Below are 26,009 nucleotides of genomic sequence, written 5' to 3' on the forward strand. Positions count from 1 at the left end.
TGTCTCCACCCGAGACTCAGTGAAATTGAAATCGCAGTGAAGATGCTGTGTACCCGCGGCTAGACGGAAAGACCCCGTGAACCTTTACTACAGCTTGGCACTGAACATTGAACCTACATGTGTAGGATAGGTGGGAGACTTTGAAGCAGAGACGCTAGTTTTTGTGGAGTCGTCCTTGAAATACCACCCTTGTAGTTTTGATGTTCTAACGTTGGCCCCTGAATCGGGGTTACGGACAGTGCCTGGTGGGTAGTTTGACTGGGGCGGTCTCCTCCCAAAGAGTAACGGAGGAGCACGAAGGTTGGCTAAGTACGGTCGGACATCGTACGGTTAGTGTAATGGTAGAAGCCAGCTTAACTGCGAGACAGACACGTCGAGCAGGTACGAAAGTAGGTCATAGTGATCCGGTGGTTCTGAATGGAAGGGCCATCGCTCAACGGATAAAAGGTACTCCGGGGATAACAGGCTGATACCGCCCAAGAGTTCATATCGACGGCGGTGTTTGGCACCTCGATGTCGGCTCATCACATCCTGGGGCTGAAGTCGGTCCCAAGGGTATGGCTGTTCGCCATTTAAAGTGGTACGCGAGCTGGGTTTAGAACGTCGTGAGACAGTTCGGTCCCTATCTGCCGTGGGCGTTTGAGAATTGAGAGGGGTTGCTCCTAGTACGAGAGGACCGGAGTGAACGAACCGCTGGTGTTCGGGTTGTCATGCCAATGGCATTGCCCGGTAGCTACGTTCGGAACTGATAAGCGCTGAAAGCATCTAAGCGCGAAGCAGGCCTCGAGATGAGTTCTCACTAGACTTTTAAAGTCTCTGAAGGGCCGTTGAAGACTACAACGTTGATAGGCAAGATGTGGAAGTGGTGTGAGCCATTAAGCTAACTTGTACTAATTACCCGTGAGGCTTAACCATACAACGCCAAACGCGTTTTATGTGATAGTGAAACAAGCGAAGAAGTTAATAGACTAAAGTAGATTACTGAAAACTTTTATTATCAGAATTCCAAATTTTAGTTAGTGCGTAGCGATACGGACTGACACCCAAATTTGCTTGGTGACAATAGCGTTTTGGACCCACCTGACCCCATGCCGAACTCAGTAGTGAAACGAAACAGCGCCGATGATAGTGTAGCATTTGTTATGTGAAAGTAGGTCATTACCAGGCTCCAAATAAGAGAAACCCGTTACAGAAATGTGACGGGTTTTTTTACGTCTGCAGGAAAGTGAAAATATTAGCTATCAGCCGTCAGCTATCAGTTGCACTGCGTCAAACTGACCACCGTATCGTGGGTTTAGTATCTCGACAATATTCTAGGTGATTGCCGTAATTAAGTAGCGCACCGACTCCAATTAGTCGGTATTTACTTTGAGGTTTTTTATGATCATTAAAGCGAGCTTAATGGCGTTAGTGACTGAGAAAAATATAATTTTGCTTTGTTAGTGGCTTTGATTTAGGATCAAAACAGTTTAAAACCATGAATGATTTGCCTGTGTATAGATTATTAATTAGCGCCTTATCCATTTTCTTTTGTGTTTCTGTATCAGCAGTTGAAGTAACTGATCTATATCAAGATATTTTGGTCGTAGAAGATAAATCTCGTGATACTCGTTTAGACGCTAGCCGCAAAGCGTTACTTAACGTATTAGTAAAAGTGAGTGGTGACAAAAGCGCAGATGAAAATCGAGTCGCTAAGCAACGCACTAAAGATATATCCGATTATATGCTGAAATTTGAATATGATGAGCGTATCCCCGGAGAGCTTAAATTATTAGTTAAGTTTGAAGCACGAAAAATCGATGCACTAATCAAAGAGCTTAATTTGCCATTGTGGGGAATGCAACGACCACTGGTTGCAATCTGGTTAGGGATTGAAGATAACAGGCAACGAGAGCTAGTAACTCAAGAAAGTTACCCACAGTTAGAGCAGCTCATTTATGATAAGGCAAGCCGTCGTGGATTACCTGTCGTTGTACCTTTGCTTGATTTACAAGATAGACGCCTTGTTGGTGTCCCTGAGGTTTGGGGGAACTTTTCTGAACCAGTAGAAGAGGCATCTAAACGTTACAGTGCTGAGCGCAGTATTACTGCTAGAATGTATCAAGAGTTTAACTCCGATAATTGGGTATTAGATTGGCGTTTTACTAATGACGAAATGTTTGAATCTAACCGAATTATTGGCTATAGACAGCAAATCGTTGCGCAAATGATTGATGATTTAGCGCAAGGTTTAGCTGGCGAATATGCGATCGATCCGAATGCGTATTATGAGCAACGTACTGCCAATTTGACCTTAAAAGGGACAGATAATTTTGTGGATATAGAGTTGGCAAAGCGCCGTCTACTCAACCTAAGTGTTGTCACCCAAGCGGTTATTATACGTAAAACTCCCGATTCTGTTGAATTTAAGCTAGATCATACCGGCACTGTAAACGATCTTAAAAAAGCCCTTGGTCTTGATAATGCCTTTAAAGATTATGTCGACCCCCGTGCTTTTTATCACATAGTTGATAAGCAAAGCCTAGAGTATCAATGGGTTGAAAACTAATGCTAACTCAAGAGCCAATGCAAATGGCGCTACCGGTTACTTTACCGGATGATGAAACATTTGCCTCTTATTTTGGGGGAGAAGACTCATTAGAGGTTAACCACCTTAAAGATAGCTTTTCTAAGCTATCTCAAGCTTTTCAGTATACTTATTTGTGTGGCTTAGGAGACTCAGGTAAATCCCACTTGTTATACGCCACCTGTATTCAAGCCCAAGAGCGTGGCTTATCGAATATGCTGCTATCAATGCGAGAAGTTCTACATTTTGGCCCGATGGTTTTAGATGGTCTTGAGGCGCTAGATGTATTATGTATTGATGATGTTCACTTAGTGGCGGGTAATGATGCATGGGAAAAAGCGTTATTTAATTTCTTCAACCGCTTTAATGAGCCTAATAAAATGCTGGTAGTAACTGCTGATTTACTGCCAAATATGCTTAATATTAGCTTGCCTGATTTAGAATCACGCTTGAAGTGGGGGACCACCTTTCAAATTCGCTCCATGAGTGATGATGATAAAGCACAAGCGCTAGTAAAGCGGGCTAACATGCGCGGTCTTGAACTGAGTGACGAATGCGCGCGGTTTTTATTAACCCGTTTAAGTCGTGATATGCGCGCATTATTGGATGTATTAGACAAATTAGATCACGCATCCATGGCTGCACAGCGAAAATTAACTATTCCTTTCATAAAATCAACGCTAAAGCTGTAGTAGGTCTAGAATCTAGACCCCGCTTTCAGTTATCATTAGCTAACTAAATTGTAATCACCTTCTTTGAAAGATCAGGTATCGAATGAACTTAGAAAATATATTAGCGCAAGCACTTGAGGCAGTTGCCAGTGCCAGTGAAATCGCGCAACTAGAAGAGATCAGGGTTAACTACCTTGGTAAAAAAGGCGAGATCACCAGCTTACTTAAAACACTGGGTAAAATTGCTCCTGAAGAACGCAAAGAAGCAGGCCAGGTAATCAATCAAGCTAAGCAAGATGTGCAAAGCGCAATTAATGACAAGCGTGAGCTTTTAGCGAGTAAAGCACTAGAAGAAAAACTAGCTGCTGAAACTATCGATGTAACTTTACCAGGGCGCGTTATGCCTTCTGGTGGCCTTCACCCAGTAACACGTACAATTGAGCGTATTGAAAGCTTTTTTGGTGAACTAGGCTTTGAAGTTAAATCAGGCCCTGAAGTTGAAGATGATTTTCATAACTTTGATGCCCTAAATATTCCTGAGCACCATCCTGCTCGCGCCGACCACGATACCTTTTACTTTAATCCTAAGTTGGTGTTGCGTACTCAAACTAGTGGTGTGCAAATTCGTACCATGGAAACAGAGCAGCCGCCGCTTCGTATAATTTCACCAGGGCGTGTATATCGTAATGACTACGACCAAACACATACACCTATGTTCCATCAGGTGGAAGGTTTAATGGTCGATACGGACGTTAGCTTTACTGAGCTCAAAGGTATTTTACATGACTTCTTACGTAACTTTTTTGAAGAAGATATGGAAATTCGTTTCCGTCCTTCATTCTTCCCATTTACAGAGCCCTCAGCTGAAGTTGATGTAATGGGTAAAGATGGTAAATGGTTAGAAGTATTAGGCTGTGGCATGGTTCACCCTAACGTACTTAAGTCTGTTGGTATCGATCCTGAAAAATACACCGGTTTTGCTTTTGGTATGGGTGTAGAGCGCTTAACTATGTTGCGTTACGGCGTAAACGATTTACGTGCGTTTTTCGAAAACGACTTAAAATTCCTAAACCAGTTCCGTTAAGAGTGAAGAAATAAAATGAAATTTAGTGAAAAGTGGTTAAGAGAGTGGGTAAATCCTGCAATTGATACGCAAGCTCTTTCGGAACAGCTTTCAATGGCTGGTTTAGAAGTAGATGGCGTAGAGCCGGCAGCAGCCAAATTTAATGGTGTTGTTGTAGGTGAGGTGGTTGAATGTGGCCAGCACCCTGATGCAGATAAACTACGTGTAACAAAAATTAATGTTGGTGGTGATGAACTGCTTGATATTGTTTGTGGTGCACCAAATTGCCGCCAAGGTATTAAAGTTGCTGTTGCCACTGTTGGTGCAGTATTACCAGGTGATTTTAAAATTAAAAAGGCCAAACTTCGTGGTCAACCATCATACGGCATGTTGTGTGCGTTTGATGAGCTAGGCATTAGCGAAGAGGGCGATGGCATTATGGAATTGCCGCTTGACGCGCCGATTGGCACAGATTTACGCGAATACTTAGGATTAGATGACAACATCATAGATGTAGATTTAACCCCTAACCGTGGTGACTGTTTAGGTATTAAAGGCCTTGCTCGTGAAGTTGGCGTACTGAACAGCATTGATGTTAATACATTAAGTATTCCAGCGGTAGCACCGACAATTGAAGATAAAGTATCAATAGAGTTGGTTAACGATGAAGCTTGTCCTCGTTATTTAGGGCGTGTTATCAAAGGCATTAACCTTAATGCTGAAACACCTCTATGGATGGTTGAAAAGCTACGCCGTAGTGGTGTGCGTTCAATCGACCCGGTAGTTGATGTGACTAACTTTGTGTTATTAGAGCTTGGTCACCCAATGCATGCATTTGATTTAAATGCGATTGAGGGTGGAATTAAAGTACGTAGTGCAAACGCAGGTGAAGAATTAGTTTTACTTGATGGTAACACTGCAAAGTTAAATGAATCGACATTAGTGATTGCCGATCATCATAAAGCGCTAGCCATTGCTGGTATTTTTGGTGGTGAGCAATCTGGCGTTACTGAAAAAACAGCTGATATTCTGTTAGAAAGCGCATTCTTTAACCCTGTTGCCATTGCTGGTCAAGCACGTAGCTACGGTTTACACACCGATGCATCTCATCGCTATGAGCGTGGTGTAGACTTTGCTCTACAACATGATGCAATGGAGCGCGCTACAGCGTTACTGCTTGAAATTGTTGGTGGTGAAGCGGGTCCTGTTGTTGAAGCTGTGGCTGCTGATAAGTTACCAAAAGTAACTGAAGTACGTTTACGTCGTTCACGTTTAGACCGCGTTATTGGTCATCATATTGAAGATGCGAAAGTAACCGATATTCTGACGCGTTTAGGACTTGATGTTAAATTTGACAATGATAGCTGGAGTGCTGATGTACCAAGCTACCGTTTTGATATTCGTATCGAAGAAGATTTAATTGAAGAAGTTGCACGTGTATACGGTTATAACAGCATTCCTAATGTTGCACCAACTGCAAAACTGAAAATGACCACGCATGATGAGTCAACTGTTGCCCTGAGCCGTTTTCGTAATGCCTTAGTAACACGTGGCTATCAAGAAGCCATTACTTACAGTTTTGTTGACCCTAAAGCGCAAGCTATTTTACACCCTGAGTGTAATGCATTGGTATTGCCGCACCCAATTTCAATTGAAATGTCAGCGATGCGTGTAAGTTTAATGCCAGGGTTGCTTTCATCTGTTGCGTATAACCAAAACCGCCAACAACCTCGTATTCGCTTATTTGAACACGGCCTTAAGTTTATCAGTGATGTAAATGCTGAAAATGGTGTATACCAAGTGCCTGTTATTGGTGGCGTTATTACTGGTTTGGTTCATGGTGAGCATTGGGTTGAAGAAAAACGTAACGTTGATTTTTATGACCTAAAAGGGGATGTTGAAGCATTACTTGCAATTACCAACGATGTTAGCCGCTTTGAAATTAAAGCTGAGCAATCTGATGGTCTTCATCCTGGCCAGTCTGCCGTTATTTATGTTGATGGTAAAAAAGTAGGTTTCTTTGGTGCATTACATCCTCAAGCGCAAAAATCGTTAGATATCAACAATGCTACTTTTGTGTTTGAAATTGAAATGTCGGCATTAGAAAAAAGAAATTTACCTCAAGCTGTAGGGGTGTCTAAATTCCCATCAAATCGCCGCGACATCGCGATTTTAGTACAAGACAGCGTTAAAATTGGTGATATTTTAAACGTCATCGGAAAAGTTGGCGGAAATCAATTGGTTGACCTAAACTTATTCGATGTGTATAAGGGCAAAGGTATTGAGCCAAATTATAAGAGTTTGGCGATTGCTCTAACACTGCAGGCGGTTGATAGAACACTCGAAGAGAAAGATATCAATCAGGTAGTTGATAACGTGGTGGCCGCACTGGCCGAACAGTTTAATGCATCGTTGAGGGACTAGATATGGCGCTTACTAAAGCCGACATAGCTGAACACCTATTTGAAAAGCTCGGGATCAATAAAAAAGATGCCAAAGATTTAGTTGAAGCGTTTTTTGAAGAAATCCGCTCAGCGCTTGAAAAAGGCGAGCAGATTAAGCTCTCTGGATTTGGTAACTTTGATCTTCGAGATAAGAAAGAAAGACCGGGACGTAATCCGAAAACGGGAGAAGATATTCCAATTTCAGCGCGTCGCGTAGTTACTTTTAGGCCGGGGCAAAAGTTAAAGACCCGTGTCGAAGTAGGCACAAGCAAAAAATAAACAAAAAGGCAGCGCAAGCTGCCTTTTTTGTATCTGTTGTATTATTTCCGGGGAGAAATAAATTTTCCTTGGTTTATTTGGTGTAATGTTTGCTCCGCGAGGGCATCTAAACTCTCTAAATTCTTTCCTTGTGCTATTAACTGCTGTTCAATTAATAATATATCGATATTTTTTATTCCAGAAAGCTCTGCTATTTTGGCAAAAATGTACGCGTGCTTATATTGGCGGTGCTTGTAAAAAAGACTAATTAAAGAGGTGTAAATTTCTGGATCAGGTATTTGCTTAGCTTGATTTAACGCCAGTGTGTTGTATAAAAAACCAATCGCTTTTTGCTCATCAACTTTAATGTAATAAGACGCTAAATAAAATTGCATTTCAGCACTTGTTTCCACCGCGGGGGTATTTTCTAGAGCAAGTAGCCGGGTGAGTGCCGTTTCATCATTGTTTCTTGACCAATGGTAATAGAGTAGGCCAGGGTGAGTGGTTGCATGTGTTTGCTGATAAATACGTGCCATTTCTCTATTACTGGTGAGGTAGGCTCGTCGACGGGCGGTAGTTTTACCTTTCAGTTTTATATGCTGAATATTAGCGGCTAAGCCAATACATTGGTTGTAATGCTCAAACGCTTTGAGTAGTTGATATTTGTTCTCATCGGCTGGTTGTAAGGATTCGCGGTAGCGAGAAAAAATAGTACGCTCTCGCAGTGCCTTACAGTGGCTATCGTGGTTAAGATCATTGCACATGGCGGGTGATTGCACACAAATATCTTCAACGGTAAAAGATTCTTCACATCCTGCAAGCAACAATGCAAAAGTGAGGGTTATGTGCTTAAAAGCCATCCGAGCCTCTCAATTTATTAGGGTCTGTTGACCTTTCAAGGTTGAATTTGCAGCAGTCTGTTTGGTATAGAGGCAAGGCAGAGCCTATGTGGTGTGGTTATTCCCCATAAATAGGCGATAACGCAGCATCAATGCCAAACAGGCGCTGCCCGAAGGGTTCTGCCTAGGGGCGATTTACTCTTTGTTGCCTACATGGATGTAGGTAAGGGGCGTGAGCAGGACGCGGAAGCTTTGCTCGGTTTTGACTTAGCCCACTAGGTTACAAACCTCGCGCCGCGATTAAACAGCCCCTAGTTTGAACAAATTTTAATCCGCAAAGGTCAACAGACCCTCATATAATATTATTCTAGCCTAAACTTTAGTCTCTAACAGTAGAGAATAAAATGAGATTAAATTAGAATAGGCCTGCCCGAAGGAATGTGTTGCTCTCAAAATTCGATACATTCTTAGGCTATCCGTTCAAAATTGTTTAATTAGGTAAAAAAAATGACCTCATCTCACGAGTTAGAATACACAAGTAGCTGGCAAGAACGTCAAGATTACGCTGAAAGCATGCAACCAATTATTGGTAAATTGTACCGTAATCGTGGTATTGAAATCGCTGTTTACGGCCGTCCATTAGTAAACTCAAGCACTATTGATATTATTAAGTCTCACAAATCAGTAGCCCAGTTTGAAGGAACTAAACTTCGCCTACGTGAAAGCTTCCCATTCTTAGAAGCTATCAGCAAAATGGAATTAAATTCTGCCCGTATCGATATTGGTAAATTAGCATACAGCTATTTATACACAGATGCTGCGAATGGCCGTTCAGTAGAAGAGTTCGTTAAAGACGAACTAGCTGAAATTGTTAATTCTGAGCCTAAAGCGCCACGTGACGTAGTACTTTACGGCTTTGGTCGTATCGGCCGCTTATTAGCACGTTTGTTAATTGAAAAATCAGGCCCATACGCCGACTTAAACCTACGCGCTATTGTTGTGCGTGGTGGTAAAGACGGCGATTTAGAAAAACGTGCAAGCTTATTGCGTCGTGATTCTATCCACGGTCCGTTCAATGGTTCAATTACCATTGATAAAGAACGTAATGCTATTAAAGCTAATGGTAGCTACATTCAAGTTATCTACGCTAATTCGCCAAGCGAAGTTGATTACAGTGCCTACGGTATCGAAAACGCACTTGTTGTTGATAACACTGGTATTTGGAAAGATGAAGCTGGTCTTGGTCAACACTTAGAATCTAAAGGTGCTGCAAAAGTATTATTAACAGCGCCAGCTAAGGGCAACATTAAAAATATCGTTTACGGTGTAAATAACCAAGATATTTTACCTGAAGATAAAATTGTATGTGCTGCAAGCTGTACAACTAATGCAATAACGCCAACATTGAAAGCATTAAACGATCAGTTTGGTATTAAGAATGGTCACGTTGAAACAGTTCACTCATACACTAATGACCAAAACTTAATTGATAACTACCACAAAGCAGAACGTCGTGGTCGTGCTGCGGCATTAAACATGGTTATCACTGAAACAGGTGCAGCTAAAGCGGTATCTAAAGCATTACCAGAGCTTGAAGGTAAACTAACAGGTAACGCAATTCGTGTACCTACACCAAACGTATCGTTAGCTATCTTAAACTTGAATCTTGAAAAGAGCACGACGGTTGAAGAACTTAATGCGTTTTTACGTGAAACAGCACTTCACTCAGACCTACGTGATCAAATCGATTACACAGCATCAACTGAAATCGTGTCTACCGATTTAGTGGGTAGCCGTTACGCAGGTGTTGTTGATTCTCAAGCAACGATTGTTGATGAAAACCGTGTTGTACTTTACGTATGGTACGACAATGAGTTTGGTTATAGCTGCCAGGTAGTTCGCTGTATGCGCGATATGGCAGAAGTCTCATTCCCAAGTTTACCTCGATAAACACTTGAGCAATTAAAAAAAGCCAGCACTTGCTGGCTTTTTTAGGTCTGAAGATTTTTAAAGTGTAGTGGTTATGGTACGCTTTATTAAATTGAGTACGTAGTAATAGCCGTTTAAAGTGCATTAACACGTACTTACCTCTTGGCTAAATCCTTTGGTCAAGACACACAGTTAACTAATAGGTTTGTTGTAATGAAAATCAGTAGCAATTTTGACAGTGGTAATATTAAAGTTATTGAAGCCACCGATCCGTTAAATATTCAGTTAGAAATTAATAAAGATCATCAGTCTGAGTTTTATCAGTGGTTTCACTTTCGTCTTGAAACAACGCCTTATCAATTACATCAGTTAAATATTAATAATCTTGATAAGTCTGCATACCCAGATGGTTGGGTAGACTACCAAGCTGTTGCCTCATACGACCGTCAAACATGGTTTCGTGTACCGTCTTCGTATGAAAATGGCACACTAACATTTGAGCTTGAGCCTGAGTGTAGCAGCGTTTACTTTGCCTATTTTGCTCCTTACAGCTACGACCGCCATTTAGACTTATTATCATGGGCACAAAGCCAAGAGCTTTGTCAGTTAGAGACGCTAGGTCAAACCCTTGATGGCCGTGATATGAGCGTGCTTAAAATTGGTCAGCCAAGTGCAGATAAAAAAATCATCTGGGTCACGGCTCGCCAACACCCGGGTGAAACTATGGCAGAGTGGTTTGTAGAAGGCTTATTACACAAGCTGCTTGATGATGAAGACCCACATGCAGCAGCCTTACTATCAAAAGCGGTATTCTATGTAGTGCCAAATATGAATCCAGATGGCAGTGCACGTGGTCACTTACGTACTAATGCTAAAGGGGTTAACTTAAACCGTGAATGGCAAACACCAAGCATGGAAAATAGTCCTGAAGTTTACTTAGTGCTTAATAAAATGCGAGAAGCAGGTTTAGATATGCACCTTGACATTCACGGGGATGAAGCCATTCCATATAACTTTGTTGCCGGTAGTGAAGGCATACCAAGTTATGATGCACGCCTAAAAGGCCTTGAAGACAGCTTTAAAGCCGCGCTTTTAACTATTACTCCAGAGTTTCAAGATACGCATGGCTACGATAAAGACGAACCAGGTCAAGCTAATTTAACAGTAGGTTCATCAGCGACCGCTGAAGAATTTAAAGCACTAACTTACACCGTTGAAATGCCATTTAAAGATAATAATGACTTACCAGATCCAGATTACGGCTGGTCAGATCGTCGTTCATATCAATTTGGTCAAGATACCTTAGCAGCCATTGTTAATGTTGTAGACAACTTAAGATAAAACGCTTGTTTTAAAGGGTATCAATAATTTTGATGCCCTTTTTATTTTAGGCTAAACCGGCCGTATCAAAAAATAAAAATCATTTCCCACCATCACACTAAAACGTTTCAATACACCTTCTCGACAGATTTAATAACCTATAATTTTAATCAATTCCCACTTAGTTAAACGTTGTCTTAGCAGGCTCAATATAAATAAACAATAAGTTGTTTTGAAAATTAACTGTTAACAAGGTTGGGTACTTAAGTTAATATCGATTGAGCAATAAGAAAGACGAAAAAGATTAACCCCTTATTTCGTAAAGCTTATGACAGGTATTCTGAGTAGCAGAGTATGGTAATTAATAATAATAAATATAACTGTGAGGATGTTCATGGAAGCTTTTGTAAGCGCCGTTAATGATGTTGTTTGGAGTGATGCACTCATCTATTTATGCCTAGGCGCAGGCTTATTTTACTCCGTACTAACTCGATTTGCTCAAGTTAGACATTTTAAAGAAATGTGTAAGCTATTATTTAGCCCCAACACCTCAGAAAAAGGGATCTCATCTTTTCAAGCTCTTGCTGTTTCATTGTCTGGCCGAGTAGGGGTTGGTAATATTGCCGGTGTTGCAGCCGCAATCGGTTTTGGTGGTCCGGGCGCTATTTTTTGGATGTGGGTTGTTGCTTTTTTAGGTGCAAGCACTGCATACGCAGAATCAACATTAGGTCAAATTTATAAACTAGAAGAAGACGGCCAATACCGCGGTGGTCCAGCCTATTATTTTGACCGTTGCTTAGGGCAAAAGTGGCTGGCTGTATTATTTGCTGTGTCGGCAATTATAGCCTGTGGAGTTTTTCTGCCGGGCGTACAAGCAAATGCTGTGGGCAACGCATTCACTCAAGTATTTGGTGATGGCGCTATGGTGTCTACAACTTTTGGTGACGTAGGCAGTTTTAAACTCGTTGCATTGGCCATTATTCTAATCGTTTTAGCGTTTATTATTTTTGGTGGTATAAAGCGCATTGCTAATTTTACCCAAATTGTAGTGCCATTTATGGCGCTTGGTTACATCGTATTGGCTTTAATTATCGTATTTTTAAACATAGACAAAGTACCAGGCATTTTCTCGCTTATTATTGGTGATGCATTTACAGCCCAAGCAGGCTTTGGTGCTGCAATTGCTTGGGGTGTTAAGCGTGGTATCTATTCTAATGAAGCCGGTCAAGGTACAGGTCCTCATGCTGCGGCGGCAGCAGAAGTTGATCACCCTGCACAGCAAGGTTTAGTGCAAGCTTTTTCTGTTTATGTTGATACACTTTTTGTATGTACAGCAACGGCATTAATGATCTTAATGACGCAGCAATACAATGTAGTCGGCACTTTGCCAGAAGGACAATTCATTATACAAAATGTTGATGCGGCAACTGAAGTGGGGTCAGCAGCATTTACCCAAATGGCGTTGTTTAGTGTATTTGGTAGCTTTGGAGAAGCGTTTGTAGGTATCGCTTTATTCTTCTTTGCTTTTACCACTATACTTGCTTATTACTTCATTGCTGAGACTAATATCGCGTACTTAAATCGCTACTTTAAAGGAAGTATTCCGCTTGTAGTGGTAAAACTTATGATTATGTTTATGGTAGCCTACGGCATGGTTAACAGTTCCGGTTATATATGGACTATTGGCGACATAGGCGTTGGCTTAATGGCGTGGATCAACATATTGGGTATATTAGCCATTTTCTTTGTCGCTAAACCGGCCTTATCATGTTTGAGCGATTATGAAGAACAAAAGAAAAAAGGTGGAAAAATCATATTTGATCCTGTTAAGTTAGGGATTAAAAATGCTACCTTCTGGGAAAAGCGCCTTGAAAAGCAATCAAAAGACGCTGAATAAACAGACCCTAATAACCTAATATGAACTATTGGGTTAAATTCAAAAAAGACAAAGAGCAATAAAACAAGTACAATGAAAAGCGCCGAAAGGCGCTTTTTTTATGCGTAGTATGGAGAGAGATGTATGGCGATTATTCGTTGCCCCAAATGTGCAAAATCAATTTCAGATAAACATCCGCAGTGTCCACATTGCCAAAGTAACGTTGCTGAATTAAATGCCGAGCAAGTTCAACAACTTCAACGTGAGCAGCGAATTAAAAAGCAGCAAATGTTTATGAACCACTCCTTTTTAGCGCTGATCTTATTTTTAGGTGGCTTCTTTTGTTTGTACTTCCTACAACCTCAAGAAAAAACACTTCAGTGGTATGCGTATACCTCAGCTATAGGCATTGGCTGTATTTGGTACCTTATTAACCGTATTATTTTAGTGACTCTGAAAAAGAAAAAATGACATGAATATTGACAACTTAGTACAGAATATTACTCCAGAATTATTTGAGCGCCTACAATATGGCGCATCAACAGGAAAGTGGCCAGATGGCACACCTTTATCAGATGAACAAAAACAACAAACAGTCCAACTTGTGATGTTGTATCAAGCAAAAGTAGCACAATCAAACGAGCAGTTTACCATTGGTGCAGATGGAGAAATGATCCAAAAAACCAAAGCGCAACTACAAAAAGAATTTAAATCAGATAACGAAATAGCTAGGTTCAGTGAAAATGATCTTTAAACACCTTTTTACACCAAAATGGAAACACCCGAAGCAACAAGTTCGTTTAGATGCGATTGAAAAACTTGATGTAGCACGCGACGTAACAATTTTAAGCACCTTAGCGCTTGAAGACTCATCGGCTGAAATTCGTCGTAAAGCACTGCAAAAAGTAAACGATTTACCGCTTTGGTGGAAAGCTTACAAGCAAGATCAGGCATTAAAAGATGTAGCTGAGCAGCAAATATCGTCTGCTGTATTAAACAGTGAAAGTAGCTTATCGGCGCAGATTAAAAATGAGTACATTGAACGTTTTGCACCGGTTAAAACCCTTGAAAAACTAGCATTTGCAGAAAAAGAACTGCAAGTGAGAGTTAAGCTCTTAAAACGCCTAGCAAACCCTAAACTGATTGAAAAAGCTTTTAAAGAAGCCAATGAAGAGCTGCAAAAGCAGTTAGTTGACTTAGTCATTACACAGCAGTTAACTAAAGCTTTGTTAAAGCATGCTCAAGGTGAAGCTAAAACGGCCCTTGAAAGCCATCTTGAAAACGAGCGTTTAGCGCTTGAAATGCCAGCGCAAGTTGAAAATGCTACCCGTGTTATTTTAGCCAAGCTTAATGCATTGCGTGATAAAAATGACTACGCCATTGTTGACCCACAAGCCGCAGAGCTCATGGCACAATGGCAAGCTCTAGAATTAAAATGGCTAAGTGAAGAACATGTAAAAACCCTTGATGCTAAGTATATTTCAATTACCGATAAGCTTGATGCCCACATTGCCATACTAAAAGCGCAGCACGAAGTAGAGCAGCAATGTTTAGCTCAGCAACAGCGCCAAGTGTTAGCGTTAGCTACGTTAGAAGCATTAAGTGAAGAAATTGAGAATGCATTACAGTTAGGGTTAGAAACGCCAGAGCAAATTCAGCAAGACTGGCTTAATGCAAAAGTAGCGCAAGCGAAAGACACGCTAGATAAAACGGAACTGGTGGCTGATCAGCAATCAAAACAAGTGATTAATAAGCTTGAGCAATTATTCTCACAAGTTGCTAAGTTGCCTGAGCTAACTGCGGCGATTAAAGAATATAAAATTGCCTACAATGCGCTTAGTGAAATAAAACCTGCAGAGCAACTTAGCGATTACGATCAACAGTTAACAGCATTCAATAATACCTTTAAAACTGCACGCAGCCACTTAAATTTACTTAGCGCTGATTTACAAGCGTCATTCAAAACTCAGCTTAATGCGCATAAGAAGCAGTTCTTAGCTTCAATGAGCGAACTCACTAAGCCGCTAGAAAAAACTCAAAGCCAAGCTAAGCGAAAAGCGCGTGATGTTAAACGTTTAATTGAAGAAGGGCGTTTTAATGTTGCATTTGGTGTATTTAAAGGCTTCGAAGAGCTATTTAATGCCCTAACTGAGAAATACCAACAGCCGCTGGTTAACTCAAAAGCTGATCTAGAAGCGCAGCTAGCTGATGCTAAAGATTGGCAAAAATATGCAGCGGCCCCTAAACGCACTGCACTTTTAGAAGAAGTAACACTGCTAGTTGATGAGCCTTGTAACGATCCGCAACAGCGTGCTGACCAAGTTAAAGTATTGCGTAAGCGTTGGAATGAACTAGGTCGTCTTGATACAGAGCAAGAAAAGCAGCAAGGAAATGAGTTTGATGAAAAAATTGAGCTATTGTTCGCACCTTGTCGTAGTTATTTCGCAGAGCAAGAAATCCAGCGTGAAGCGGCTAAAGTAGAGCGTGAGCAACTAATAGCGCAAATGCATGCACTGCATTTACAAGCGACAGAGGATGCTGATTTAGATTGGAAACAATTCGAAAGCCACTACAACCGATTACAAAAAGCATGGCGTAGTGTAGGTAAAGTTGATCCTAAAACATACCGAATTTTAAACGAGCGTTATAAGGCAGAACAGCAGCTAGTTGTATCTTCACTTAATGCGTTTCATAAAGGCAATGCCGCACTTAAAAATGAGCTCGTTGAGCAAGCGCAACAGCTATCTCAAAGTGAAAACCTAGCAGAGGCGTGTCAGCAGTTAAAGCAGTTACAGCAACAATGGCAGAGTATAGGGTTTGCAGGCTTAAAAGCTGAGAATGCACTATGGCAAAAATTCCGTGAGTTTAATGATGCAACATTCACTAAACGCAGCGAAGAGTTTGAGCAGCAAAAACGCGAGCAAGGTGAATCAGATAAGCTAGCAACAGCCGAACTAAATGAGCTCGAAGCGGTTTTAAATAGTGTTGAAGGTAAAGCCCAATTACTGGATCTGCAAACCAAAGTTAAAGGGTATATGCCATTTAAATCGTTAACGCCTAAAGTATCCGCTTTATTGTCAGCTATAGATGAAAAGCTAACCGGATTAGCCGCCAAAAACGAACAAGCTAACTTAAACGCATTATTTGTTGCGCTTGAGAATAATGAACCAGTGCCAAGTCAGTATACTGGTGTGGTAAAAACGGCATTAAGTATCGAGCAGTTGCTAACGCGTATGGAAATACTAGCCAACGTTAGTTCGCATGACTCAGCGCAAAGAATGGTTGAGCAAGTGGCAATGCTAGATGACAAGCACCGTGGAGACCACGCTGATTTAAACTATTATTTAAAGCAATTAATTGCACTCAGCGAAGGTTCAGTCAAAACTGACACACTAGCAAGGTTAAAAGTTATTTTTGCTGTAAATTAACTTTTATCAACTAAAATAAAAAAACCGCTATTAAAGCGGTTTTTTATTATGGCTACTTACTGCCAATACGATTAATGAATAGGGTTTTGTATGAAAATTTTTGTTTTTATTTCACTATTATTTTTAACTGCCTGTAACAGCACTCAGGGTATTTCGGTTTATTCATTTACAAATTCAGAGGTTGAGTCGTTACTAAATAAAGAGTTACCTAAATTAAGTGAAAAAGTTAGCCTGATGGGCTTACCTGTGCAGTTTGATGTAAATGATTTAAGCGTTAATATTGGTCCCGACAACAGTGATTATGTTTTATTAGGTGCTGATTCGAGCGCCGAGATTAATGCCTTTGCATTGAAGTATCCTGTGCGTTTAAAGTTACAAATACAAGGCACGCCTTTTTATGATAGCGAGAAAAAAGCCGTATTTTTACGTAATGTTAAGTTACGCGATTCAAGTATCGATGCAGGGGGTTTTAAAGGTAATTTAGAAGTGCTGGATAATGAGGCGATGGATGTCATGAATGCATTTTTAGCGGTTAACCCTGTTTATAAGTTAAATATGAACGACCCTAAAATGGCACTGTTAAGTAATTTACCCTTAGATTTAAAAGTAGTCGAAGGCGCGATTAAGCTAGTACCTCGGTTATAATTTAGATCTAATAAGCGTAATAAAACGTATTAATTGACCTTATTATTAATAGATTAGGTTAATTATGGCTAATGAGCGATCCGTTCCCACCTCTCGACTTTCACGATTTGCAAAGTTAGGCTCATTAGCCACAGGTGTTGCCACAAATATGTTAGTAGGTGGTGCCAAAAGTGCGCTTAGTGGTAAAGGCTGGGATAATAAAAGCTTATTACTCCAGCCGAAAAATATTGAAAACTTAGCCACTCAGCTGTCGCACCTTCGCGGTGCGGCAATGAAGCTTGGGCAGTTACTTTCAATGGATGCTGGCGACTTATTAACTCCCGAGCTTGCGCAGTTACTGTCTTTGTTGCGTGCCGATGCCAACCCAATGCCACATAAGCAATTAGTGAGCGTGCTAAAAGAGCAATGGGGGGATGATTGGTTATCGCGTTTTTCTCATATTGAACTAAGGCCGTTTGCAGCTGCATCAATTGGGCAGGTTCATTTAGCTTATATAGAAAATGGTGATCAATTAGCCGTTAAAATTCAATATCCAGGTATTTCTAAAAGTGTGGTAAGCGACGTAGATAATGTGATCACTTTACTTACTTTATCGCGATTATTACCTAAAGAATTGGATATAAAACCCTTAGTTGAAGAAGCGAAAGCGCAGTTACTAGCTGAGACTGATTACACCCTAGAAGCTCAGTATTTAGCAAGATACAAAAACCTGTTATCGACTAACCCCCATTTTAAAGTGCCTAGTGTGTATGTAGAGCACAGTACTGCGCAAGTGCTAACCATGGAGTATGTAGATGCCAAGCCTATAGAGGGCATTACATATTTACCACAATCAGATCGAAGTCGGGTTGCTGAGCAACTAATTGATTTGTTTTTTAAAGAAATGTTTGAGTTTAAGTTAATTCAAACCGACCCTAACTTTGCTAATTACCATTACCAACCAGAATCACAAAAAATCGTGTTATTTGATTTTGGTGCCACCCGAGAAATTACAGCTACCCTAAGTGATGCCTATTTAGCCTTGTTTAAAGCCGGCAGTAATAATGATCGTGAAGGTGTGCTCAATGCCGCCACTGCTATTGGCTATTTTAAAGACGCTCTAAAAGATGACTATAAAGAAAGAGTGATTGATTTATTTTTAATGGCTTGCGAGCCACTTCGCTATAATGGTGAGTTTGATTTTAAAAACAGTGAACTTGCTAGCAACATCAAAGATGCTGGAATGCAATTAAGTGCCCAGTCGCAGCAGTGGCATACCCCTCCTGTGGATGCATTGTTTATTCACCGTAAATTAGCTGGCTTATATTTAATTGCAGCGCGTTTAGACGCCAAAATAAATATTAAGGCGTTATTTAGCCATTATTAAGTGCTAAAGCAGGATAAAATTGGCATAATGCTCGCGATATTTCGCGAGGTTGTATTATGATAAAAAACTTTTTAAACGATCCTACCTTATTGCTCAATGCGGTAGGTGAGGGTATATATGGATTTGATTTGTCCGGTAATGCGGTATTTGTAAACCCAGCTGCAGAGCGAATGACTGGGTGGACGGCCGATGAATTATTAGGAAAAAAAATACATCAATATCATCATCATAGTCATGCCGATGGCACCCCTTACCCTGCCGATGAGTGCCAAATTTATTGCACTATGTTTGATGGCAAACGCCGCGAAGTAAAAAACGAAGTATTTTGGCGCAAAGATGGTAGTGCCTTTGCAGTTGAGTACACCTCCACTCCCGTTTATAAAAATAACCAGCTTATTGGTGCTGTGGCAGTATTTCGCGATATATCAGCACAACAGCAAACCCAAACCCAGTTGCACGAAGCGTTAGCTCAAGTAAAGCATCTAAGCGAGCAGCTAAAAGATGAGAACGATTACCTTATTGCCGAGCTTAACGAGGATTGGCAAGATTCAGGACTGGTTGGCCACAGCGCTGTATTCCAACGCATGTTAGATCAAATACAGTTAGTGAGTGAAACCGACAGCACCGTACTCATTCTTGGTGAAAATGGCACTGGCAAAGAGTTGGTAGCGCGTAACTTGCACCGTCTCAGTAAGCGCAACGAACAAGCATTCATAAAAGTAAATTGTGCGGCATTCACTCCAAGTTTATTAGAGTCAGAACTTTTTGGGCATGAAAGGGGCTCATTTACTGGCGCTAACGAGCGTCGTAAAGGACGTTTTGAACTTGCCGATCACGGCACCTTATTTTTAGATGAAGTCGCAGAGCTGCCGTTAGAGTCCCAAAGTAAGCTATTAAGGGTATTACAAGAGCGTGAATTTGAACGCGTTGGCGGTAGTCAAACCCTAAAGGTTGATATTCGCATCATTGCTGCAACCAACCGTAACTTGTGGGAAATGGTACAAGCAGGGCAGTTTAGAATGGACTTATATTACCGTTTAAATGTATTTCCTATTCATGTGCCAGCACTTAAAGAACGAAAAGAAGACATTCCTTACTTGTGTCAAAACTTAATTGCACAAATAAACAAGCGCTTAGGTAAGCAATTGCAAGGGTTAAGTACAAAAGCGATCAGACAATTACAAGCCTATGACTGGCCAGGTAACATTAGAGAGCTACAAAATGTACTCGAACGAGAAGCTATTTTATCTAAACACTCTACATTACAGTTAAGTCAGTCGCTCAAAGCGGGCGATGATAACGCCATAAACCCAACGCTTACACTTGATGAAGCACAAAAACAGCATATAAGTAGCGTATTAGCACTGTGTAATTGGAAAATTGCAGGTGAACAAGGCGCGGCAAATAAGTTGGGCTTACCAGAGAGCACCTTACGCTCAAAAATGCAAAAGTTAGGACTGCGTCGTCAGAGCTAACTCGTGATATATCGCGATAGTCGCTAAATATCGCGATATTATAGTTCGGTTTTATTTTTAAAGTCATTTAATATCAATGCTTTAGTTTAACTTTCAGTGTGGTCTGAAAGTTGCAAATACTTGTTTAGTACCCGTCACTATGAAGTAAGTAGCATGAAGTTTGATATTAAAGAAGAAGACATGATCATAAAGCCCTATAAAGAAGAGGGGCCAATTTATATACGCGAGCAAAAAGGTTTTTTTCAACGTATACGTCGCAATTTAGGCTGGTTGTTAATGCTGAGTTTTATTGCCATTCCGTGGGTTCAATATAACGGCCAGCAAGCGGTTTTATTGGATGTGGCCACCCAAAAATTTACTATTTTTGGCCTTACCTTGCTCCCTCAAGACTTTATGATTTTAGCCATGCTGTTTATGGTGGGAGCGTTTGCCCTATTTTTTGTTACCAACTGGCTTGGCAGAGTATGGTGTGGTTATACCTGCCCACAAACCATTTGGATGTTAATGTTTTCTTGGGTTGAGCAACGTATAGAGGGTACGCGTAACCAGCGTATTAAGCTTGATAAAAGCCCTTGGGATATTACCAAATTGCGAAAAAAAATCACTAAGCACAGTGCTTGGCTGGTTATTTCGATACTCACGGCGACCTCATTTTTAGCGTATTTTATCCCCGCTAAAACCTTGTATCTCGAAATGTTAAATTTAGAGTGGTCTGGGATCACCAGTTTTTGGGTATTTTTATTTGCGTTTTGTACTTATGGAAATGCGGGCTTTTTACGTGAAAAAATGTGTACTGTGGCGTGTCCGTATTCGCGCTTTCAATCGGTGATGTTTGATAAAGACACTCTGGTGGTTACTTACGATAGCGAACGGGGTGAAAATCGCGGCCCACGTAAACGCAAAGCTGATCCTAAAGCGCTTAATTTAGGTGATTGCGTAGACTGTAACTTATGTGTGGAAGTATGCCCTGCAGGGATTGATATTCGCAATGGCTTGCAATATGAATGTATTAACTGTGGTTTATGTATTGACGCTTGTGACGACACCATGGATAAGTTTGGCTACGAAAAAGGCTTAATTAAATACGCCAGTGAAAAGCAAATGGCAGGGCAAAAAACGAATCCATTTAGGCTTAAACTTGTAGGCTATGGGGCGTTAACTGCGCTATTAATTTTATCTATGTTTGCTTGGATGTTACAACGCACCCCTATAGAAGCTTCTGTGCTTAGAGATAGAAACGCATTGTATCGGGTAAATTACGAAGGCTTAGTTGAAAACCCTTACACACTTACTATTATCAATAAAACTCAGCAACCGCTGCATTATTCAATTTCAATTAGCGGTTTAGAGGGGGCTACATTGCAAAGCCCAAATGCTATATTAGTAGAGCCTGGGCTGATGAAAAGTGTGCCGGTAACGGTGACTGCAGACGGTTACGATTTAGCACGCAAAGTGAGTAAGCTGAGTTTTGTGATCACTTCGCAAGAAGATCCTGCAATTACTATTACCAAAGACAGTCAGTTTTATAAAAATTAATAAAGTATGAGTCCTAGCCAGTTAACAACCTGACTCGGCTAGGGCTAGCTGCTTAATTACAAATTTTTTGGCGCTTTGAAAATCATCAAACAAGCACTCTTGTAAATGAGCATCACGGCCTGAGCTGTGCATAATCCGCTGCAATTGCCTTATAGCAATAGGCGAGGTGAGGACAAACGCACTGATCAAACAGTTATTAATCCCCATTGTTTGGCTTACATCTATCATGTTTTTTTCAGCATCGGGGGTAGCAGCAATCACCTCAGGAGAGTGGCTAATATAACCCCAAGACAAATGTTTAAAAGGTTCAATGGTATTTAATAAAGCGGCTTTAAAATGATTTAATAACTGAGGGTTTAAGTTACCTTTAAACTGCCCAATAACTATATTACCTTCAACGCGCAAGCTATAACTGCCGTAGTTATTTTCAAATTTCAATAGCCGCTCCTTTTATTGATTATCTACTGCATTGGTCACTTATTTATAATGTAGTCTAAGGCACCTGAAATTGCAGCAACTTGCGCTAATATACACTCTTCAGGGTTAGCCGTTGCACTGTCTGGATATACTTCAGTGGTGGTGACATACGCAGCTTCAGAAAATCCCATACATAAGCCTAAATCACGGGCCGCGTAATTAATTACCCCAAATTGCGCTTGTGGTACACCAATTAATTGCTGATTTTCATCGCTAGGTGCAATATGCGTTACTTTTTCAACATGTTCAATAATTGCTTTTTGAAAAGCAGGCTCTGGTTTGTTGCTATCAGCCACTAAATAAAAGCCATCAGGAATGTTCCAGTTGGTGTTTACTTTGCCTTCACGAGCCGCGAGTGCTGGTCTAAATTCACTGTTATCAGAATCTGTTGTTTCATGTAAATCGATATGCGCGATTAAATCAGTATTTAAAGATTGCACATAGTTCATTACTGCCGCTGATTCTTGTGCTGGACTGCCCTGATAAAAAGAGCGGTTAGGGTCTACCGCATCTGGGTTCCAACGATTAATCGTTTCATAACCCCATGGGCTAATACAGGGGGTAATTACAATATTAAAGTGCTCAGCGTACTTATTTGCCAATGTTTTAGCGAATCTTAAAGCGCCATGAACACCACTGGTCTCGTAGCCATGTACGCCGCCAGTAATTAAAACAGTGGCTTTGTTTGTATCAAAATTAGTGGTTTTTAACGCGTACAAAGGGTAGCTACCTGCGGCATAATTAAGCTCACCGTATTGCTGTACTTCTAGAGTGCTTTTAAGTTCATCAATTAATGTTACGACTTCTTGTTGATAGCTTCGCTTAATTTTTTGTGCCTCAAGCCATTGGATTTTATTATTGTTGTTCCACTTCTCACCAGGCGTACCAATTGGGTAACTACTGTTATTCATATTAAACCTTTAAGTTGAATTATCTCTGCGGGCTATAGAGCACATAGACCATAATGACGAAAATAAAGCGTTAGCTTAACGCTGACTAAAATAGCGCGCAAGTATATGCGATAGTCACTGCATTAGTTAATGGCTGAGCTTGAATGCGGATAGTACCTTTGTTGCATAAAGTCTTTTAAAAACCATGCGGCAAACTCATGTCTGCACTCTACATCGGCTTTGCTGTATATGTAACACAGTGCATTTTAGATGTTGCAAGTAGGCGGCTACGCCCTGTATTAATGACCGCTACAACCGCTATGTTTGGTTTATTGCCGCTGGTGTTTGCAACAGGTCCAGGAGCTGAAATACAAAAGCCATTAGCTATCGTGGTTATTGGCGTGTTAATTACCTCCACTATTACTACCCTTTATTTATTACCTATCTTCTATGGTTGGTTGGAGAAAAAATATGGCTGAACAGTTACTTTTTACCCTAAATGCACCCACAAATATAAAAGATGACGTAGTTGATATATTAATAGGCATAGACTGTATAACCGGCTTTAACTTAAAAAAATTCAAGGCTATAGCAAAGAGCACAGCGAGTTTGATATTGCCGAGCAAGTAGAAGGGTATCGTAGTTTTTATCAATTTGAGGTGCATATTTTATTATCTGAACTTGCCATACTAAAAACGACGCTAAGCCCTGTTTGTAAGTACACACCGTTAAATATTGGGTAACCCCGGTTTATGAAAGTGAGCATATTGGATAGTTACCATATATTAGATTAACTTTGAGAGTCACTTCAATTGGATTAGTTATTAGACTTATTTAATTGATTTTGACAACTTATCAATGTTTAATTGAATGACATGTATTAATTGTTGTTTATTATGCACTTTCTCCATAAGTACTTCTTACTTAACGATCATCATACTGCCCATGATGAAGTCGCACACTGGCGGGTGAGTGCACTGCGGATAATTTTAACTCTCGTTACTTTGCTCTGTTTTTTGGTAGTTTGTTATACATACACCCGCGCAATTGAATTCAACCTAATTTACATTGCAGTTATTACTATTAGTTTTTTCACTATTGCTTTTAGTCTTTTATTAGCAAGTAAGCGATTTTACACATTTAGTGCAAACGCACTTTTATTAACTATCGTTGCTGGTAGTTTATCAATGAATTTATTTTTAACTGACTTAGAGCTTGCAAAGGTGGGTTCTATGTTTATGTATTCATGTCCCATCATTGCTCTTATGCTACTCGGTTACAGAACGGCTTTGGCCTACGGTATTTTAAACATCATACCTTTTTACATGATTATTAATAATGTTGATTTATCTGGCTATTCAGGAATATCAAGCCAATTACCAGAAGCTGACTTATATATTACAGGCCTGATATTTTTATTTTTTAATATTTGTATTCCACTGGCTACTGCGCGAACAATTGTTGCTGCCAAACGTTTAAACAAAACCATGTTAAATGCTAATAGCTTCCTTAAAGATAAAAACGAGCTTTATCGCACCTTATTTACTGAATCTAATAAAGCTAAAATTATTGTCGACGAAAATTTAGTAATTACAGATTTAAATCAACATGCTATTGAAATGTTTGGATTAAAAAACAGCTTGAAAGAAAAGGCTGAGAGAATTGATGGATTATTCCCTGCACTTAATAGCAAAGAGTTAAATATAAAAAATCAAATCATAGAATATAAGAGTCGCTACTATAAGAGTAATTATCAGCAAATAGCAATGAGTACAAATTACCGAGTGTATGACTTTTATGATTGCACGCAAGAGCAGTTAATTAAACAAAACTTGTCTATGATGGAGCAAGAGAACAAACGTCTAAGGTTTAGAGACTCGCAGACGAAATTGCCTAATCGAGAGTGGTTTGAGATGCAATGCGATAGGTTAACGTCTAAATATCAAAAAGGCTTTTATATCGTAGTCACACAAAGCGCAAATAGTGAATATTTAAATTTAAAACTTAAAAAGGCTGACTCCCAATCATTGCTAATTACTGCTTATAAGCGCTTAAAAGCAATGCCTGAAGGGCCCTTGCTTTGTGCGTATATAGAAGGTAGTAAACTTTGCTTTATTGTTGGTTCAAGCTCAAGTGAACAGCAAAACAAGTTATTAATACAAATTAAAAGCACTTTAGATCAAACTTATGATGTATTTGGTACTAATTACCAACAATCATTTTTATTTGGTTTTGCTAAGTGTCCTGAGCACGGTGAAGATAGTGCTATTGTTCTTAGTAATGCGTGTGAGGCGCTCAAGCTCGCAGACTATAACTTGCCTTTTAGTGGTTACAACCAAAAACAATCACAGGCTTTTATGGAAAAGTATGAAATTTCCATGTTACTTGATGAAGCTTTGCAACAAAATGATCTGTCAGTACATTATCAACCTAAAGTGAATGCAAAAGGTGAATGTATTGGGCTTGAAGCATTAGCTCGTTGGCATAGCTCTGTGCTTGGTAATATATCGCCAACTGTCTTTATTCCTATTGCAGAAGAGTACAGAATGATTAGTAGATTAACGGATTTAATTATTCAAAAAGTCTGCGCTCAAATTGCCCAATGGAATAAAGTTGGTTTGCCACTTTTACCTATAGCAATAAACATATCTTTGCTCGATTTTAGCCAAGCTGACTTTATGTCAAAATTGGTGAAATATTTGGCGGATTTTAATGTAAAACCGAATCAAATAGAATTAGAGCTTACCGAAACATCACTTGAGGCTAACCAAGCCCACTCTCTAAAACTTATGCAAACTTTGCAAGATTGGGGGTTCTCTATTACTGTGGATGACTTTGGTGTTGGCTACTCAAATATTGCACGCCTTGCTGATTACCCTATTGATAAACTTAAATTGGATCGCTCTTTAATAAGTCAGGTTACACGCTCTACACGCCAGAAAAGCTTAGTTAAAGCTATGCATGTGATGTGTGATGAACTCAATATCAAGTGTGTAGCCGAGGGAGTAGAAACCGAAGAACAGGTCTTAATAATGTCCGAAATGGGATGTAAAGAGTTTCAAGGTTATTACTTTTCTAAACCCATGAGTGCTCAGGTGTATGCTGAATGTATAAATGAAAATGGTCTTGTTTTTATGACAAAAAACTCAGCTACAATGAAAGGTAGTTGAATTTAATAACTATGTTCTAGCGACCTTTTCGGATTAAAATTTCAAACTAGGGTAAC

Annotated in this window: 19 protein-coding genes, 2 rRNA genes and 1 pseudogene (1 of these 22 cut by a window edge); 19 read left to right on the forward strand and 3 right to left on the reverse strand. The window is 40.1% G+C overall.

Annotated elements, in window-relative coordinates:
* The 7 genes from FLM47_RS05695 to ihfA all read left to right on the forward strand — a co-directional run.
* Positions 1–915, forward strand: a 23S ribosomal RNA gene (locus tag FLM47_RS05695); it begins 1,970 nt to the left of the window's first position.
* 137 nt (positions 916–1,052) lie between these two features.
* Positions 1,053–1,167: ribosomal RNA gene (gene rrf, locus FLM47_RS05700) — 5S ribosomal RNA — on the forward strand.
* A gap of 325 nt (positions 1,168–1,492) precedes the next feature.
* The gene (locus tag FLM47_RS05705) at positions 1,493–2,548 is read left to right on the forward strand and encodes a DUF2066 domain-containing protein (protein WP_054201186.1); all 1,056 of its coding nucleotides are present in this window, start codon (positions 1,493–1,495) and stop codon (positions 2,546–2,548) included.
* On the forward strand, positions 2,548–3,258 hold the full coding sequence (hda, locus tag FLM47_RS05710; protein ID WP_010392888.1) for a DnaA inactivator Hda: 711 nt from the start codon (positions 2,548–2,550) through the stop codon (positions 3,256–3,258). Before FLM47_RS05705 ends, hda begins: the two co-directional genes overlap by 1 nt.
* Positions 3,259–3,340: 82 nt before the next feature.
* Positions 3,341–4,321 (forward strand): phenylalanine--tRNA ligase subunit alpha, encoded by a 981-nt coding sequence (gene pheS / locus FLM47_RS05715; protein ID WP_008468473.1) that lies wholly within the window; start codon positions 3,341–3,343, stop codon positions 4,319–4,321.
* Positions 4,322–4,336: 15 nt separating this feature from the next.
* Complete coding sequence (gene pheT, locus FLM47_RS05720; protein WP_178955648.1) at positions 4,337–6,724, forward strand: phenylalanine--tRNA ligase subunit beta; 2,388 nt, start codon at positions 4,337–4,339, stop codon at positions 6,722–6,724.
* A gap of 2 nt (positions 6,725–6,726) precedes the next feature.
* Positions 6,727–7,023 (forward strand): integration host factor subunit alpha, encoded by a 297-nt coding sequence (ihfA, locus tag FLM47_RS05725; protein WP_008114070.1) that lies wholly within the window; start codon positions 6,727–6,729, stop codon positions 7,021–7,023.
* A 41-nt stretch (positions 7,024–7,064) separates the two neighbouring features.
* Here the strand turns inward: ihfA and FLM47_RS05730 are convergent, their stop codons facing one another.
* A complete protein-coding gene (locus FLM47_RS05730; protein ID WP_178955650.1) occupies positions 7,065–7,862 on the reverse strand; it encodes a DUF2989 domain-containing protein in 798 nt (265 codons plus the stop codon).
* A 486-nt stretch (positions 7,863–8,348) separates the two neighbouring features.
* Between FLM47_RS05730 and FLM47_RS05735 the strand changes: the two genes are divergently transcribed.
* The 10 genes from FLM47_RS05735 to ccoG all read left to right on the forward strand — a co-directional run bounded on the left by FLM47_RS05735 (position 8,349) and on the right by ccoG (position 21,416).
* On the forward strand, positions 8,349–9,791 hold the full coding sequence (locus FLM47_RS05735; RefSeq protein ID WP_010392881.1) for a glyceraldehyde-3-phosphate dehydrogenase: 1,443 nt from the start codon (positions 8,349–8,351) through the stop codon (positions 9,789–9,791).
* 192 nt (positions 9,792–9,983) lie between these two features.
* Positions 9,984–11,111, forward strand: a complete 1,128-nt coding sequence (locus FLM47_RS05740; RefSeq protein ID WP_054200633.1) for a M14-type cytosolic carboxypeptidase — start codon at positions 9,984–9,986, stop codon at positions 11,109–11,111.
* A gap of 373 nt (positions 11,112–11,484) precedes the next feature.
* The gene (locus FLM47_RS05745; RefSeq protein WP_178955652.1) at positions 11,485–12,987 is read left to right on the forward strand and encodes a sodium:alanine symporter family protein; all 1,503 of its coding nucleotides are present in this window, start codon (positions 11,485–11,487) and stop codon (positions 12,985–12,987) included.
* Between the two features lie 123 nt (positions 12,988–13,110).
* Positions 13,111–13,437 (forward strand): hypothetical protein, encoded by a 327-nt coding sequence (locus FLM47_RS05750; protein WP_008114079.1) that lies wholly within the window; start codon positions 13,111–13,113, stop codon positions 13,435–13,437.
* 1 nt (position 13,438) lies between these two features.
* Positions 13,439–13,720 carry a YeaC family protein gene (locus FLM47_RS05755; RefSeq protein WP_008114080.1) on the forward strand — a complete coding sequence of 94 codons (282 nt, stop codon included), beginning with the start codon at positions 13,439–13,441 and terminating at the stop codon, positions 13,718–13,720.
* Entirely contained in the window at positions 13,710–16,394 is a 2,685-nt protein-coding gene (locus FLM47_RS05760) for a DUF349 domain-containing protein (RefSeq protein WP_178955653.1), read from the forward strand. The genes FLM47_RS05755 and FLM47_RS05760 overlap by 11 nt, the downstream gene beginning before the upstream one ends.
* Positions 16,395–16,484: 90 nt before the next feature.
* Entirely contained in the window at positions 16,485–17,039 is a 555-nt protein-coding gene (locus FLM47_RS05765; protein ID WP_010392868.1) for a DUF1439 domain-containing protein, read from the forward strand.
* Positions 17,040–17,103: 64 nt separating this feature from the next.
* Complete coding sequence (locus FLM47_RS05770; protein WP_178955655.1) at positions 17,104–18,405, forward strand: AarF/ABC1/UbiB kinase family protein; 1,302 nt, start codon at positions 17,104–17,106, stop codon at positions 18,403–18,405.
* 56 nt (positions 18,406–18,461) lie between these two features.
* Positions 18,462–19,880 (forward strand): sigma-54-dependent Fis family transcriptional regulator, encoded by a 1,419-nt coding sequence (locus FLM47_RS05775; protein WP_178955656.1) that lies wholly within the window; start codon positions 18,462–18,464, stop codon positions 19,878–19,880.
* 153 nt (positions 19,881–20,033) lie between these two features.
* On the forward strand, positions 20,034–21,416 hold the full coding sequence (gene ccoG, locus FLM47_RS05780) for a cytochrome c oxidase accessory protein CcoG (protein WP_178955657.1): 1,383 nt from the start codon (positions 20,034–20,036) through the stop codon (positions 21,414–21,416).
* A 21-nt stretch (positions 21,417–21,437) separates the two neighbouring features.
* Here the strand turns inward: ccoG and FLM47_RS05785 are convergent, their stop codons facing one another.
* Both FLM47_RS05785 and FLM47_RS05790 read right to left on the reverse strand, forming a co-directional pair.
* Positions 21,438–21,854, reverse strand: coding sequence for a hypothetical protein (locus FLM47_RS05785; protein WP_178955659.1), 417 nt, complete (start codon positions 21,852–21,854; stop codon positions 21,438–21,440).
* A 35-nt stretch (positions 21,855–21,889) separates the two neighbouring features.
* On the reverse strand, positions 21,890–22,804 hold the full coding sequence (locus tag FLM47_RS05790; protein ID WP_138608851.1) for a M14 family metallocarboxypeptidase: 915 nt from the start codon (positions 22,802–22,804) through the stop codon (positions 21,890–21,892).
* Between the two features lie 242 nt (positions 22,805–23,046).
* On the opposite strand from FLM47_RS05790, the pseudogene FLM47_RS05795 reads away from it, so the two are divergent.
* Positions 23,047–23,262, forward strand: a pseudogene (locus tag FLM47_RS05795) (efflux RND transporter permease subunit); the annotation flags it as partial.
* 417 nt (positions 23,263–23,679) lie between these two features.
* Positions 23,680–25,953 carry an EAL domain-containing protein gene (locus tag FLM47_RS05805; protein WP_178955661.1) on the forward strand — a complete coding sequence of 758 codons (2,274 nt, stop codon included), beginning with the start codon at positions 23,680–23,682 and terminating at the stop codon, positions 25,951–25,953.
* Positions 25,954–26,009: the final 56 nt, after the last annotated feature.

Origin of the sequence: Pseudoalteromonas sp. Scap06 (genome assembly GCF_013394165.1) — a bacterium.
Lineage (GTDB): Bacteria > Pseudomonadota > Gammaproteobacteria > Enterobacterales > Alteromonadaceae > Pseudoalteromonas.

Bases quoted from the DNA above. Each gene is read 5' to 3' on its own strand.
- hda (WP_010392888.1), top strand. From the start codon at position 2,548: ATGCTAACTCAAGAGCCAATGCAAATGGCGCTACCGGTTACTTTACCG.
- pheS (WP_008468473.1), top strand. From the start codon at position 3,341: ATGAACTTAGAAAATATATTAGCGCAAGCACTTGAGGCAGTTGCCAGT.
- pheT (WP_178955648.1), top strand. From the start codon at position 4,337: ATGAAATTTAGTGAAAAGTGGTTAAGAGAGTGGGTAAATCCTGCAATT.
- ihfA (WP_008114070.1), top strand. From the start codon at position 6,727: ATGGCGCTTACTAAAGCCGACATAGCTGAACACCTATTTGAAAAGCTC.
- FLM47_RS05730 (WP_178955650.1), bottom strand. From the start codon at position 7,862: ATGGCTTTTAAGCACATAACCCTCACTTTTGCATTGTTGCTTGCAGGA.
- FLM47_RS05735 (WP_010392881.1), top strand. From the start codon at position 8,349: ATGACCTCATCTCACGAGTTAGAATACACAAGTAGCTGGCAAGAACGT.
- FLM47_RS05740 (WP_054200633.1), top strand. From the start codon at position 9,984: ATGAAAATCAGTAGCAATTTTGACAGTGGTAATATTAAAGTTATTGAA.
- FLM47_RS05745 (WP_178955652.1), top strand. From the start codon at position 11,485: ATGGAAGCTTTTGTAAGCGCCGTTAATGATGTTGTTTGGAGTGATGCA.
- FLM47_RS05750 (WP_008114079.1), top strand. From the start codon at position 13,111: ATGGCGATTATTCGTTGCCCCAAATGTGCAAAATCAATTTCAGATAAA.
- FLM47_RS05755 (WP_008114080.1), top strand. From the start codon at position 13,439: ATGAATATTGACAACTTAGTACAGAATATTACTCCAGAATTATTTGAG.
- FLM47_RS05760 (WP_178955653.1), top strand. From the start codon at position 13,710: ATGATCTTTAAACACCTTTTTACACCAAAATGGAAACACCCGAAGCAA.
- FLM47_RS05765 (WP_010392868.1), top strand. From the start codon at position 16,485: ATGAAAATTTTTGTTTTTATTTCACTATTATTTTTAACTGCCTGTAAC.
- FLM47_RS05770 (WP_178955655.1), top strand. From the start codon at position 17,104: ATGGCTAATGAGCGATCCGTTCCCACCTCTCGACTTTCACGATTTGCA.
- FLM47_RS05775 (WP_178955656.1), top strand. From the start codon at position 18,462: ATGATAAAAAACTTTTTAAACGATCCTACCTTATTGCTCAATGCGGTA.
- ccoG (WP_178955657.1), top strand. From the start codon at position 20,034: ATGAAGTTTGATATTAAAGAAGAAGACATGATCATAAAGCCCTATAAA.
- FLM47_RS05790 (WP_138608851.1), bottom strand. From the start codon at position 22,804: ATGAATAACAGTAGTTACCCAATTGGTACGCCTGGTGAGAAGTGGAAC.
- FLM47_RS05805 (WP_178955661.1), top strand. From the start codon at position 23,680: ATGCACTTTCTCCATAAGTACTTCTTACTTAACGATCATCATACTGCC.